Consider the following 14,565-nt stretch of genomic DNA (forward strand, 5'->3'; position numbering starts at 1 on the left):
CAGAATTTAGTAAACGCTCTGCATTTTGCATTTATTGTTGTTTAGTTGTTTCGATTTAATTATCACTCACTGTATTGATTTATTTTGATTTAATTTTGGTACGTATTTTGCTTATTTAAAATCGTTTTAAAATTATTTTGAGCGAACAATTCGAGATGATTTGTTTTTGTTGGCAGTTTTGCTGCTGCTATTGTTGCTGCCGATATTGCTGCTGTTGTTGGCACTATTCGCGCGTTCAATATTTAGCAAAAATGGCCATTTTATACCGATTTTTTTAAGAACTGGATTAATAATGTTTGCCAATTCGCTTGTTTTTAAAAGCAACAAAGTAGATATGTAAACAACCGCCAAAACAATGGTTATAATTGCGCAAACGAAAATCGCAAGCAACCATCTGTTAACACCACGAAGGCTTGGTGAATCTAAAGAAATCCATTTGTAAATAAATTCTCTAGCCAAAATTCCAACAACAATCGAAACAACGGAAGCTACAAGCACTTTTAAGTGTGTAACAACAAGTTGCTTATCGTCTAAATTGTTGTTAAATCGAGATCGAATCATTTTAACAAGTGCAGGGAAGGTAAGAATATAGCTAACCGACGCAGCTGCAGCAAGAGCGCCAACCCAATAATTTGCAGGGAGGAACTGTATGCAAGAGAATACAATAAAAAGTTCCACAAGTAGTTGCGCTGCACAAAACATAAACGGATGCTTTCCGTCTTCAAAAGCGTAGAAAGTGCGTTGAATAATCAAGTATGCGCTAGATAATGGCAGTCCAAGCGAAAGCATCATAAGTGGATCTGCCATAAGATATGCCTCTTTTATGCTGATTGAAGGCAGCAGAGCCAAAGAGATAGGCATTGGAATAACAATAAAAGCAACGCTAAAAAAGCACATTAAAATGCTAACGCTTCTAAGACAAGAGCTTAGGTCGGCACGCACTGTTGCTAAATCGTGATTTGTTATGGCTCTAGAAATCTTAGGGAAAACGGCGGTTGCAACCGATACAGCTATAAGTGAGTAGGGAAGAATAAACATTGTGTACGCGTTTTGAAAAGTGGCGTTTCCAGCAACGTCAAACTGACTCAATCCCAATGTTTCTTCGGCTATAGAAGGTGCGCTTGTAGTTATGTGAGTGGTTGCCATTGTAGAAAGCTGGCTAACAGCCACTATTGCAAAACTCCAGCCCGCAACAGGGCCCATTGAGCGCAGGCCAATACCGCTAATGCCAAAGCTTGGCCTGTATTTTAATCCGATTTTTTTAAGAGGAATAAACAAAACAAGCGCTTGAGCTGCAACGCCTAAAGTCCAAAAGCCCGCAGTTAAAAGCATTGTAGTGTTGTTCCAAAAATGTGCTGGCTGCCTGCTTGCTCTTCCAAAAATCGCAATAAAAACACCAAATCCAGTGCAGCTAACAATGTTTGCAGCAACCGAACTCCAAGCATACATTGCAAATTTGCCTTTAGCGGCTAGAACCTGCCCAAGTACTGTATAAAGTCCATAGAAGAATATTTGAGGCATACACCACAGTGTAAAAGCGTTTGTAAGGGCAATCATGGCTGGATTTGTGCCAACATAGAGCCATGTTAAAACAGGTGTGGCAATTGCCATTAAAACAGTTACGCCTAAAAGCAGAATAATGGCAAATGTTATTAGCTTATTTAGTCTATTTTTTGCATCTTGTTTTTCTAATGTTTTAACAATTTGTGGAACCAGAACAGCGTTAAAAATGCCGCCAGAAACAAGAGTGTAAATAAGCTGTGGAATCATGGATCCAGCCTGGTAGGCATTTGCTGCCAGACCAGTTGTACCAAGGGCTGCGGCTAGCAGAATGGTTCTAATTTGGCCAGTTATTCTAGAAGCAGCCGTGCCGCTTGCCATTATGATTGAGTTGCGGCCTACTGAATTCATTCGTCTGGATCCTTTTTACGATTAAACTGCCTAAAAAGCCCCAAGGCTCCAAGTGCAAAAGCAAATATTATAATAATCGTACCGCTTTTATCGCTGATTTGCAGTGTGCTTGTAATTGTTGTTTCTTTAGTGCTGCCAAAAACATTACGGTTTCTATCTTCTAAAGCAAAGGTAGCTTTAACTTTGCTAGATGTTGTAGATCTAAGCGGTAAAATCACCTGAGATTCGCTATTTGCTGCGATTTTAACAGGCGTTTTTCTGCGAGCTACTATTTCCATTGAGTTGGTATATGCGGTTAAATATACACTCACTGGGTATGGGTTAGTGTTGCTAATTGTAATAGGCATGGTTGCCGTTTCGCTTACAAGAGTAACGTCTTTTGGAGGAATAATGTGGATTCCAGAAATAAGCATTTTAGCCAAAACGTGAGTGCCGTCTTTATATTGCGACTGATCTTTAACTTCGCTGCTCGATTCGCGCAAAGTGCTTGTGTTTGTTGTGTTTGTAGTGTTTGTTGTGTTTGCAGCGCTTGTAGTATTGCTTAGCTCTCTTTGGGCCATAGCATCAAAGAGTTTAAGAAGATTTTCGCTCCAAATTTTGCTATTTTGATTAATCTTTAATTTTGCATTTTGCTTAGCAAGAGATTGAGCGTCTGATTCGTTAGTTTTATGGTTATTAAGTTCATTTTGATCAAGAATGCTATTTATAAATTGATTTACAAGCATTCTATCGGCCACAAGTTTGCCAATCTTTTCTTTGCTGGCGGTTGCCAACTTTTCTTCGATTCCACTTTCTTTAGGAACAGGATTGTACCCAAGGTATTCCTTAGAAATTGGCTTTGATTGCGTTAAAGACTTTAAGTCTAAAAGAGAAATCCAAGGCGATTTTTCTAGCATGCTTACAACGGATTCAATTAATGAAATTGGAGAATCTTGGTTAAACATTATTAGCAAATGCCTTGGAGTGTACGGCTGCTCCATTTGATAGAAAGCGCTTTGGGCTGCAAGCCTGTTAAGAAGACCTGCACTTGTGTACTCTGCAACAGATTGACTGCTTGTAGAACGTCCATTTGCCAAATCGTTAAGTATTTCTTGGCAAGAAAGAACTTTTACGCTTCCCAAAGACGTTTGAACTTCGTAAACGCCGTTTTTTATTGCAAAACGGTTGGCCAGAGCGTCAAATCCGCTAGTGGCCACTACTGTTTTGTATCCGTTTGCCGCAGCCTGTTCTAGGGCGCGTAGAGTCCATTTTCCGCCCGTTTGTAGAGCATAGGTATCTAGATTTAGCGGTTTGGTTGTGGAATTTTCTAATATGGACGATTTTTTACTCCAAGAATCCAAGCCAATTCCAGCCAATTTGTAGTAAACATGATTATTGGATTCTGCATAATGACTTATATCAAAACCATTATTCTGCATAAAAACAGAAGGTGTAAAAGTTGGATTAGCAAACTTAAGAGTGTTTAAGTCTGCTATTGTTTGCAAACTTGGATGTTTTTGAACAAGACTTGTTAAAGCATTAAAGCGCTTTATGCTATCTTTGCTAAGTCTAATTTTTTTATTTGATGTGCTGTTTGCTAAGTTTGATGTGCCGCTTGCAGCGTTTGTTGCAGTATTGTATAAATCTTCCAAAGGGGCATTAATGGCGTTAACAGAAGGCGAAATATTCTGCTTGTTAATTGTGTAACGCCAATCGGAAGATTTAGCGATTATTGGCATTAGTAAAGTCACATTAATTGGCGGAGTTTGAACGTTTTTAACGCCAATATTCGCTCTAGTTACAAACGATTTAACAGAATAATAGTGCTTAAAATCTAAAGAAGAATACGTTATTGAAACGGGCTTTGGGCCCCAATAAAGAATGTTGGAAAGATTTGGATTATTGGCATCAACATCGATTTGTGCGTTATAAGATTTGCCGCGTGCAAGAGCTGGAACGCTAACTTCGCCGATTAGTTGAGGGGTTGGAATTCTAGATTCGGCTTGGCTCCATTTTTGCAGGTCGGTTCTAGACATAAAGGTGTACCAAGGGTTAAAAGTAACCTGAATTTTGCCTTCGGAAAAATCTTTAGAACCGCTGTTTTTAAGCAGAAGACTAATGTGGTATCCGCTTTTATCGGTAAGAATCGAAGTTGACTTTACGATTTTTAGCGAAATTCCCTTGGATTTTGAATTATAAGAATTGTATGTGTTAAATGAATATTTAGCCTCAATAGGATTGTTGAGCGTATTTGAATCGCTTTGGTTAGCGGCCGCCATTTTTGGGGCAAATAAAAATGGAAAAGTCGCAAGTAAAAGTGACATTAAAACGATTGTTACGCAGAGCCTAAAACAAGCATTTTTTTGCGACTTACGCAACTGGTTTTTTGAAAAATCAATCACATTAATCACATTATTCACGGTTTTGCCGCCTATTCGCCTTTTTAGCATACATCCATGCTATTTTTCGCTCGTTTGGGTAACTCAAAATGTCGTTAAGTTCTTTAAAATCAACCCAAATTGCGTCTTCTGCCTCGTGGTCTGGGTCTCCAAGAACAGACAATTCGCCGCTAACATATCTAAGTGCAAAATGGTGAACAAGTTTATGAACTCGCTGGCTTGTTCCAGTAAACCAGTAGTCGATGGTTGCAATTGAGTCAACAACTTCGCCAAGAATGCCCGTTTCTTCGTGAATTTCCCTAACGGCTGTTTGCTGCGGAGTTTCGCCTTTTTCAATATGGCCTTTAGGCAAGCACCATTCCATGTGGCCACTTCGTGAATGTCGAGCTATAACCGCGACACGCCCAAGGGAGTCAAAAACTAATCCGCCAGCAGAATATTCTCGAACAATAGGCAAATCCTGAGCGTCTAAAGAAGCAAAAGTTTTAGGTCCATCGTTAGCTCTTCGCTGAGGCATTAAGGCTGGAGATGGGGTGTCGATTGAAGATATTTGCTGCCTGGATTCAGTTATGTCAACATGAATATTTTCAACAGTGTAGTCGCCAGAAAACCCCGAAATATCAACAAAAATAGACTCGTCTTCTTCAGTTTGTTGAGGCTGTATTTTGCTTTTCATTCTAGCAACATCAAGTGGAGTAACTTGAATGCTTGGAGCGTTTTGGGTATGGCTATCCGAGGCTCTGGCGAGCATGCGTCTTAAGTCTTCTGGAGTAACCATACACTCCACCTTACTCAATCCGCTGTGCATTGGGGTAACGGTATGCTGGAATATAGTTTGATTTTTGCTGAAAGGGTGTTTCTAAGCGTGTCTGTGAATTTTGAAGTTTGGCCAGAAGCCATAGAGCTGGGTAAATTATTTGCTGAACACAATTACGAGCTGGCTCTTGTTGGCGGGCCTGTGCGAGACATGCTTTTGCATAGAGTTTCGCACGATCTTGACTTTTGCACATCTGCTAAGCCAGAAGAGTTTGAGCCAATTCTTAGATCTTGGAGTCATGACGGATTTTGGGATATGGGCCGAAAATTTGGCACTCTTGGCGCGTTGAAGCGCAGAAAAGACGGAACCGAAGTAAAAGTTGAAATAACAACATACAGGTGCGATGCTTACAATCCAGATTCTAGAAAGCCAGAAGTAAAATATGGCGATACTTTGGAAGGTGACTTATCTAGGCGCGATTTTACTGTAAATGCAATGGCTTTGCGCGTGCCAAGTCTAGAATTTGTGGATCCTTTTGGCGGCGCAGGCGACTTATCTAAAGGTATTTTGCGAACTCCAGTAGATCCACGTCAATCTTTTGACGACGATCCTTTAAGAATGATGCGTGCTGTTCGCTTTGTAGCTCAACTTGGATTTAGCATTGAAGCAAACACGGCAGAGGCTATTTTGAACATGGTTTCTAGGCTAGATATTGTTTCGGCGGAGCGCGTTCGAGACGAAATAACAAAGATGCTTCTTTCGGCGAATCCGCGTGCTGGAATTGAGGCTATGGTTGAGTCTGGTATTGCGGATAGGGTTTTGCCAGAAATCCCCGCTTTGCGCTTAGAGATTGACGAGCATCACAGGCATAAGGACGTTTTTGAACATACAATGATGGTTCTTGAGCGAGCTATAGCCTTGGAGACGGACGAGCTTGGAGCGGTTCCTGGGCCTGATCTAACTTTGCGACTTGCAGCTCTTTTGCACGATATTGGCAAGCCTCGTACTAGAAAGTTTGAAGAAGGCGGAAAAGTTAGCTTCCACCATCACGATGTTGTTGGAGCTAAGATGACTCGCAAACGCATGAAGGCTTTGCATTTTGATCATCACATTATTGATGATGTTAGCGAGCTTGTGAATTTGCATTTGCGATTCCACGGTTACGTTGACGAGCCTTGGACGGATTCTGCAGTTAGAAGATACGTTAAGGATTCTGGCCATTTATACGAGCGGCTAAATCGCCTTACTCGCGCAGATGCCACTACTCAAAACAAACGCAAGTCGCTTATGTTTGAGCATGCTATGGACGAGATGGAAGATCGCGTACGCGAATTAAAAAAGCAGGAAGATTTTAACGCAATTCGCCCAGACTTGGATGGCAATGAAATAATGCAATTGCTTGGATTAGAGCCTGGTCCTATTGTTGGTAAAGCGTATAAGCATATGCTGGAATACCGCCTGGATAATGGCCCTGTAGAGTACAGTGTTGCTGTTGAAGAGCTTAAAAACTGGTACGCTAATCAGCTTAGCTAAAAGCTAAAAGCTAAAATTTTAATTAATAGGCTTGTGATTTGCAGCTTTTGGAAGATCTTTCATATCTTTACTAGCTAAGCAGCCGTTTATTTCCGTAATTGCAGCGCCTGCGGCTGGAACATCGGTTTTAGGGCGAAGATTGCTAAATGTGGCTCCTAAAACAACGTCAATAAGCTTGTCTTGACGATCATCCATTCGCAAAATAGCGTCTTTAAAATTGGTTACTAGCGTATAGGCTTCATTAATTGACTTTTTGCCAAAATAGATTGTTGTTCTTTTAACACTTGTTTCGCTGTTTCCAACTTCGATTAAGTTAAAACCGCGATTTCTAAGGCCTTCTCCAACAGCGCGCGCAAATCCGCGGAATTTTGTTCCGTTTAGAACGCGTATTGAAACAGCACGATTGTCTATATATTGCGCCTTATTTTCATCTTTATTTTTTACCGGGCACGGTGCTTGTATGCCGTAATTTGGATCTACCTCTGGAGTTTTTGGTGCAGCAATACCAAAAAGATGACATTGCACAATAAGAGCAAGAACAAATGCGATTCCAACGCCTATAGCAACAGACGAAAGTACAAATCGTTTTCTTTGATACATGAACTCTCTTCGAGCTAGTCGCTCGTCGTAAAACTGCGTCATGCTAACTTCCGATCTGTTCTGTGTGCTTGTATTGTGCGCCTTGTGTGCATATATGCGTATGCATAAGTGTTAGCTATTTTACTTACTATGCATGACGGTTTGCAGCAGTGCGCTTTAATCTTCAAAAGCTTTAGAAAGAGCTAAAAACTCGTTGCAAGTTAAAGTTTCGCCTCGTCTAGTTGAATCAATCTTAGAAAGTTCGTAAGCTTCTTTAGGAACAATGCCCTTTAGTGCTGCATTTAGAGTTTTTCTTCGCTGCTGAAATGCTGCGTCAATAATCTTAAACACTTTTTCTTTTTCTTGCTCACTACCTTTTGGATTATCGTTTCTTTTAAAATACACGAGCGCAGAATCAACGTTTGGAGCAGGCCAAAATACGTTCCTGCCAATCAATCCAGCTTTTTGAGCAGTACCGTACCAAGCCAACTTTACGCTTGGAGTGCCGTATGTTTTACTGCCAGGCTGTGCGCATAGGCGATCGGCTACCTCTTTTTGAACCATTACAAGAAAACTTGTAAGATTGCTGAATTTTTCTAGAAGAGTAAGAATAATCGGAGTTGCAACGTTGTATGGAAGATTTGCAACAAGAGTAAAGTGTGGAGCTTTTGCTAAATCTGGGACGTCTTGAGCGTTTACTTCTAGTGCGTCTTTAAGAATCACATTAAAGCGCTCTAAGGCATTAGGCATAAATTCTTTAATGGTAATTGGTAAACGCTTAGCAAGCGGAGGATCTATTTCTACAGATGTAAGATTTGCGCCAGTTTGCAAAATCGCAAGTGTAAGCGAGCCAAGGCCAGGGCCTACTTCCATAACAAAATCGCCTGAATTAATCTTTGATGCAGCAACGATTTTTTTAACTGTTCCTGGGTCAATAACAAAATTTTGACCAAATTTTTTGGTAGGCTTAATCCCCTCTTGTGCTGCAATCGCGCGAATATCGGCCGCTCCAAGAAGGCATCCTTCTTGATTGGCAATATTTTCTTTAGTCAATTTAATACCATCCAAACTTTAATACCATCTAAACTTTTCTGAATGCTTCCAAGCTTCGCTAGGGTTGCCATATTTGCTTTTAATGTAACTAAGACCCCAAGTTATTTGTATTGATGCGTCTTCGTGCCAATTTGCTCCTGCGCTTGCCATTTTATTTGCTGGAAGTGATTGTGGTATTCCGTATGCGCCAGAGCTTTTATTTTCCGCATTCCAACGCCAATTCGATTCTCTGTTCCACAATTTAACAAGATCTTCCCACATTTCACCTGTCCATTTAAGTTGAGCGCATGCTGCTTGAGCATAGAGTTTTGCTTGTTCTGGAGTTGCGTGAACCATGCTGTTTGCGTTATCTGCTGGAGCTGGAGCTGGGGCTGGAGGGGCTGGAGCTTGGTTTGCAGCAGGTTCTTGTGCAGGTGCTGGAGCAGGAGCAGGTGCTGGAGCTTGTGCTTTATCTGCACCTTGCGCAGGTTTTGCATCTTTCGAAGAATTTTGCTGATTAGCGTTTTTATCTTGTTGTGTGTTTTTATTTTGCGCGTTTGGCTGCTGGCTTGTCTGATTTGAGCCATTTTGTTGAGGATTGTTTTTCTGCGATTGATTTTGATTATTTGGTTTTTTGTTTTCTTCTGCCTTTTTTATGCTCTTGTTTGCTTTAGGCGCATTTTGCGTTTTAGGTGCAGATTTTGCCCCAATTGCAACAATTTTATCAATCGACGGCTTAACAATTGACTGCTTTATTATAGTTGCGCTTGTAGCTTTGCCATCTACATAAGTTACGTTATATAAATCTACGCGCTCGCCATTTACGCCCTCTTGCCTAATGGCACTTGCTCCCGCTGCAAGATTTGGGTCGTTTATGGTTCTAGTGCTAAATGGAATAACAACGTTTCTAGATTCTTTTCCGTGCGTTACTCTAAGAATGCGAAGCAAGGTTTTTCCATCTTCTTCGCTAACCGTAACCTTGTCTTCTTTGCCTAAAACTATTCCTAGAGAATCAAGAATAGAGCTTGCTGGCAGAGTTCCGTCTGGAACTACTCTAGATTTGTTATCGCAAATAACGGTGACTGGCCCTTTTTTATTTATAGACAATCCACCCGTAAGCTTGTTGTAAATGTTTTGCAGATTAACGGTGATTTTTGCGGCGTGATCCGCGTTTGCTTGGAAGAATCCGATTAATTGGTCAACGCTTGTTGCAACAGTCCAAAATGGTATTGTAACTCCATCTACAGTAATGGATGTTTGGTATGCGCTTCTAACAGTAACCGTTGTGTGGTCTGCTAACATATTTCCAGAAGTGCTAGCAATTTGGTCGTGCGTTTTAACGGGGATTTTCTGCTCTTCTAAAAGTCTTTGAGTGGTGTATGCGTAAGTTGTGACTATTTTAGTTTTTCCATTGATGATTAAAGCCACGGATTTTCTTGCAGAAAGAACAAAAACACTAGTGCTAAAAATAACAAGGGCTAAAACGCATATAAAGATGCGTATTCGTCTCATTACTACAAACCGCTGAGGTGTCCATCTGCGAGCCATTCACCCTCACTTTCAATGCAAAACCAAATTTTAATTATAGCAATGATTGTAATTAGCCAAAATATAAGTTAAAAAGTGGGGGCAGGAGAGAAGGGGATTTTTCCTGCCCCCGTTGAGGAGGAGCTGGTTGGGGGACGCTCCATCCTCTCACTCGAGAACCCTGAGTTGGGGGAAGGCTCCCGAGAACTTACTCAAGCAAAGTAATCAGCATAAAGTGTTTTTGTAAGCTTTACGGTTCATCATACAATAAACCTACTTATAACCTACTATCTTATTGTTGTTATTGTAAATTTACTAAAAACTTCTTTACATGCCTATAACTCATAATATTCATACAAGTGGATTTTTATAATTCAGACTGTTTCTAGGCCATAAACATAAATGGAGCCTCCTGCCGGGATCGAACCGGCGACCTGCCGCTTACAAGGCGGCCGCTCTGGCCATCTGAGCTAAGGAGGCGAGTTCTTGTGCGTAATTAAATAACTTGCGCGCAAAACATTGATTAGTGTATCAGCACCCGCTGCCAAGTGCAACTTTTTGGCGCCAACACACTAATCATAGTTTTAATTGATGTTTAACCAATAAAATTTTTAGTCAAAATTTCTAGTCAAAATACCTAGTTAATAGGATTTGGCTGATCTTTATCGGTTACCTTTGGCATAACACCTTCAACGCCAACCTTAGATTTGTCTAATCCAATAGATTTAAGGATTGCGTCTGGAGTGCTAAGATTCCTATCGCTTACGGCGTTCATGTCTAGCAATTTGCCATTAATCGTTGTTGTAGGAGTTGTCATAGCACCCTTGTTTTTGCCGCTAACATTCCACAAGGCTTCGCGATTTGGAGTATCGGCGTTAATTGCCTTTTGCCAAGCAAGATAATTCCTATCGAACGCCTTGCTTGCCACTTCCGTGCTTACACCAGCGTTTACAGCTTGCTCAATAAGCTTTTTGTTACTAACTGGCTTGTAATCCTGGCCTTCTTCTGGCTGGAAGGTTTCGGCAAAAATGTTGTTAATAAACTGAAGCAAGTGCAAAGGATTGTCGTCGTTAGACGAAATGTACGCGATTGCGCCAGTTACGCGAGTTGAGTAGTGGTCGCTAGAAACCTCATCTAAGAACGACATTGGGTGAAGCTCAAGGTTAATCTGACCTGCCTTCATCATTGCAATAAGCATTTGATCGGTGTCGCGATTAAAATTGCCGCAACCAGGGCACAGTGGATCCGCATAAACAGCTATTGTTGGGGCATTTGGAGCCGTTGTGTTGTAGCCATTTTTGCTGATTAAAATTCCGCCCATCTCGTTTGCGTACTTAGGTTTTTGATTAGCCGTGAGCCTTTGAACGGCTCTTCTTGACTGTTGAGCTTGTTCGGCCTTCTTTTGATTTTCCGCATTAGTGGCGTTAAGAGCCGTAATTCCGATTGCTGCAATCATGCCAATCAAAATAGCAACAACAACTATTCCAACAATGGCCTGCTGCCTTAGCTCCTTGGCTTTGCTTGCGCGCAGCTCCTGATTTTGTTGATTGTGCCCGCTTGCGCTGGTGTTAGGCATGCTAATCCTTTCCCCTGCTTTTATAAATAACAGATATAAGTAAATTGCTAAAAGAATAGTCTAGTTTACGGTATCAACGGGATTAATCGATGCTAGAAACTTGCGATTTTCCCGCGCCGCAAATGGCCCCTAAACCTACTCTAAAAATTTTCGTTCGTCCTAATGCAAAAGAAATAATCCACCCAAGAATAATTCCAATAATGTATCCAATCGAAGTTGGAGAACAAACATCTGGAGCATAAGTTGGCAAAAATAGTTTAAAGTTTAATATTTTAAATGAAATTAATTGGTTCGAAGCGTTAATCAAAATTGGATATACGTATGCCCCAATAACGCCTGTTATTAAAATTGTAAGCAATCTTGGTATTGAGTATAAAATTGCGCGTATAAAATGCCATGGAATGCTTGCGATTCTTATTAACAAGTCTTTTCCGCCGATTGAATCGTTTGCGGATTTTCGCCGCAGATTTGCGCAAACGTTATACCCAATCGTTGCAGTTAAAAGCATAAAAACAAGGTTTATAGCAATTGCGTCTACAACGGAGAGTGCTGCAACTAAAGAAGAAAGCACTGCAAATATTACAAATGCGATTGTTCCGCGGAACAGATATTTTTTTGTTGTTGGATGCGGATTATTCTCTTGGACTGATTCTTCTTGATAATCCTGATTTTGCAAATCATTTTGATTCTGTAAATCATCTTGATTCTGCAAATCTACATCTTGCTGATTAAGTTGATTAATAACCTTTGTTGAGCTAACAGAATCTGGTTCAAGCTGAGTTGTATTAATACTAGAATCGCTAGGAAGCCACATTTTTCTAGGATTTTCTGGCATAATCCTAGTGTGTAAAAGCTGATTGGGTACAGTTGTGCCATCGTCTTTATAATCAAAAGGGTAGTCAGATTCCTGTAAAGCCAGAGGATTCAAAGCATCTTGGTAAATAGCTTGCTCTAGTTGTTCTGGAGTGCAGCGCTCGCTTTTTTTAGGATTTAACGCGGATTTAAACGCTTGCATTGTTTTTATAGGAAGTCCATTAAGATTTGCGTTTCCCGAAGCGGCTCTTTCTAGAACTGCCATTATTGGTTTAGTTCCAAAAACGGGCTTTCCTGTGGCTGCAAAAGCAAGAACGGCTGCAACGCTCCACCAATCAGTAGCTTCGCTAGACTCGCCGCCTTCAATAATTTCTGGAGCAATAAAACCAGGAGTTCCCATTACAAGGCCAGTTCGCGTAACATGCGACTCCCCCTGGCCCATAGATATTCCAAAATCAACCAAAACGGGGCCAGTAGTGGAAACCATAATATTTGTTGGCTTAATATCTCGATGAATTATGCCTGCGTTATGAACTGCCTTAACGGCGTCGATTAGTTTGTGTGCAAGTCGCTCTAAATCGCCTGCAACGTATGGGCCGTTAAGCTCAACATCTTCTTTAAGATTGTGCCCATCAATAAGTTCTGTAACTATAAATGCGATTGAAGCATCAAGCTCCATATCTACTATCGAGCACACGCCTTCGTGGTGAATCTTTTTTAAAGCCAGCGCTTCTCGCTTAAGCCTAAGTCTTGCCTGTTCTTGCGGATTGCTAATTTGTGTGGAATCTAAATTATTGTCTTCGTTTTCTAGCATCGATGCGCGCAAAATCTTCATTGCATAAAAATGGCCTCCGTCGTCGCGAACGCGCCAAACTGAGCCCATAGCGCCGCCGCCTAATCGTTCTATTAGCGTGTATCCGCCAATGTTTTGGCCAGAGCGCAAGTCAAACATGCTCACATCTTCCATAATGCATTATGTTAGTGGGCGGCTATGCCAATTTATCTTTTGACAGTAAACACGCGATTTTATAAACAAATGTTTAGATATTTGGATTAAATCAATCGCATTTATTGACCTTTGTTTATGCGCGATTTTTATACCCGACACGCCGAGATGTTAGAAAATACTGTGATTTTGCTGTTTTTACAGGATAAACATGATATATTGAATCATGGCTCAACGAAGAGAACCTTCAATGAACCATGTAAGTAAATGTGGACGATTGACGCCGCCGATGTAGGACTTGGGGTCTTGAGTGCACACCCTTCACAACGGATCGTTCGGCACGTACCTGCCGATGAAAGGAAAATATCATGGCAGAAGTTGTATTTGATCATGTTACTCGAATCTACCCAGGCAACGATAAGCCATCGGTTGATGATTTGAACATGACTATTAAGGATGGCGAGTTCCTTGTACTCGTTGGTCCATCTGGTTGCGGTAAGTCCACAACTCTACGAATGTTGGCTGGTTTGGAAGAGGTTAACAAAGGTCGCATTCTTATTGGTGGTCAAGATGTTACTACAATGCAGCCAAAAGATCGCGATATTGCAATGGTGTTCCAGAACTACGCACTGTATCCACATATGACTGTTGCAGACAACATGGGCTTTGCTCTTAAGATTGCAGGCGTAAACAAGGAAGAAATCCGCAAGCGCGTTGAAAAAGCTGCTGAGGTTTTGGATTTGACCGAGTATTTGGATCGTAAGCCAAAGGCTTTGTCTGGTGGTCAGCGTCAGCGTGTTGCAATGGGTCGCGCAATTGTTCGTGAACCAAAGGTCTTCCTTATGGATGAGCCTCTTTCCAACCTCGACGCAAAGCTCCGCGTACAGACTCGTACGCAGATTGCAGCATTGCAGCGTCAGCTTGGTGTTACTACCCTGTACGTTACACACGATCAGACCGAGGCTTTGACCATGGGCGATCGCATTGCCGTTATTAAGCTTGGCGTTTTGCAGCAGGTTGGTGCTCCAACCGAGCTTTATGACCGCCCAGCAAACGTGTTTGTGGCAGGCTTTATTGGCTCCCCATCTATGAACATTAACCAGCATCCAGTGGTTGACGGCAAGGCTCAGATTGGCGAGGATTCTATTACTCTTCCAGCAGAAGCTGTTGATAAGCTCACCGAGGAAGATAAGGGTCAGATTATTGTTGGCTTCCGTCCAGAAGATGCAAGCTTGGCAACTTCCGACGATCCAAACGCCTTCTCCTTAAAGGTTGTAAATGTGGAAGATCTTGGCTCCGACGGCTACATCTATGGCAACATTATTACTGATGGCTCTCCAGAAGAGGCATCTACAATGATGAGCGACCAGAACAAGCTCACAACGATTCGCGTGAATCCTCGTGCGCTTCCAAAGGTTGGAGATACCGTAAAGATTAAGATTGATCCATCCAAGATGCACCTGTTTGCACCTTCTACGGAGTTGCGTTTGAACTAATGCGTTTTCTTGAGCGC

10 protein-coding genes and 1 tRNA gene are annotated in these 14,565 nt (G+C 41.5%); 2 read left to right on the plus strand and 9 right to left on the minus strand.

The window, feature by feature from the left end; all coding sequences use genetic code 11:
• Window positions 1-132: 132 nt before the first annotated feature.
• The 3 genes from murJ to HMPREF3216_RS03840 are packed head-to-tail and all read right to left on the minus strand — an operon-like array spanning window position 133 to window position 5,067.
• A complete protein-coding gene (gene murJ / locus HMPREF3216_RS03830) occupies window positions 133-1,911 on the minus strand; it encodes a murein biosynthesis integral membrane protein MurJ (protein WP_060787014.1) in 1,779 nt (592 codons plus the stop codon).
• Window positions 1,908-4,340: a DUF6049 family protein gene (locus tag HMPREF3216_RS03835; protein WP_060787015.1), complete on the minus strand. Its 2,433-nt coding sequence runs from the start codon at window positions 4,338-4,340 to the stop codon at window positions 1,908-1,910. The genes murJ and HMPREF3216_RS03835 overlap by 4 nt, the downstream gene beginning before the upstream one ends.
• The gene (locus tag HMPREF3216_RS03840) at window positions 4,303-5,067 is read right to left on the minus strand and encodes an NUDIX hydrolase (RefSeq protein ID WP_060787016.1); all 765 of its coding nucleotides are present in this window, start codon (window positions 5,065-5,067) and stop codon (window positions 4,303-4,305) included. The genes HMPREF3216_RS03835 and HMPREF3216_RS03840 overlap by 38 nt, the downstream gene beginning before the upstream one ends.
• Before the next feature lie 42 nt (window positions 5,068-5,109).
• Here HMPREF3216_RS03840 and HMPREF3216_RS03845 point away from each other — a divergent pair, with 42 nt between their 5' ends.
• Window positions 5,110-6,579 carry a CCA tRNA nucleotidyltransferase gene (locus HMPREF3216_RS03845; protein WP_060787017.1) on the plus strand — a complete coding sequence of 490 codons (1,470 nt, stop codon included), beginning with the start codon at window positions 5,110-5,112 and terminating at the stop codon, window positions 6,577-6,579.
• Window positions 6,580-6,597: 18 nt separating this feature from the next.
• On the opposite strand, the gene HMPREF3216_RS03850 is transcribed toward HMPREF3216_RS03845, so the two are convergent.
• From HMPREF3216_RS03850 to HMPREF3216_RS03880, 6 genes are all read right to left on the minus strand, one after another.
• Window positions 6,598-7,221, minus strand: coding sequence for a LytR C-terminal domain-containing protein (locus HMPREF3216_RS03850; RefSeq protein WP_060787018.1), 624 nt, complete (start codon window positions 7,219-7,221; stop codon window positions 6,598-6,600).
• Between the two features lie 114 nt (window positions 7,222-7,335).
• Complete coding sequence (gene rsmA, locus HMPREF3216_RS03855) at window positions 7,336-8,226, minus strand: 16S rRNA (adenine(1518)-N(6)/adenine(1519)-N(6))-dimethyltransferase RsmA (protein ID WP_060787019.1); 891 nt, start codon at window positions 8,224-8,226, stop codon at window positions 7,336-7,338.
• A gap of 3 nt (window positions 8,227-8,229) precedes the next feature.
• Window positions 8,230-9,738, minus strand: a complete 1,509-nt coding sequence (locus tag HMPREF3216_RS03860; protein ID WP_060787020.1) for an aggregation-promoting factor C-terminal-like domain-containing protein — start codon at window positions 9,736-9,738, stop codon at window positions 8,230-8,232.
• A 382-nt stretch (window positions 9,739-10,120) separates the two neighbouring features.
• Window positions 10,121-10,197: transfer RNA gene (locus HMPREF3216_RS03870), tRNA-Thr, on the minus strand.
• Window positions 10,198-10,354: 157 nt separating this feature from the next.
• The gene (locus HMPREF3216_RS03875) at window positions 10,355-11,293 is read right to left on the minus strand and encodes a DsbA family protein (RefSeq protein ID WP_060787021.1); all 939 of its coding nucleotides are present in this window, start codon (window positions 11,291-11,293) and stop codon (window positions 10,355-10,357) included.
• Between the two features lie 82 nt (window positions 11,294-11,375).
• Window positions 11,376-13,073, minus strand: a complete 1,698-nt coding sequence (locus tag HMPREF3216_RS03880; protein ID WP_060787022.1) for a serine/threonine-protein kinase — start codon at window positions 13,071-13,073, stop codon at window positions 11,376-11,378.
• Between the two features lie 347 nt (window positions 13,074-13,420).
• Here HMPREF3216_RS03880 and HMPREF3216_RS03885 point away from each other — a divergent pair, with 347 nt between their 5' ends.
• On the plus strand, window positions 13,421-14,548 hold the full coding sequence (locus HMPREF3216_RS03885; protein ID WP_060787023.1) for an ABC transporter ATP-binding protein: 1,128 nt from the start codon (window positions 13,421-13,423) through the stop codon (window positions 14,546-14,548).
• Window positions 14,549-14,565 lie beyond the last annotated feature (17 nt).

The sequence above is a fragment of the Gardnerella vaginalis genome, assembly GCF_001546455.1.
Taxonomy (GTDB): domain Bacteria; phylum Actinomycetota; class Actinomycetes; order Actinomycetales; family Bifidobacteriaceae; genus Bifidobacterium; species Bifidobacterium vaginale_B.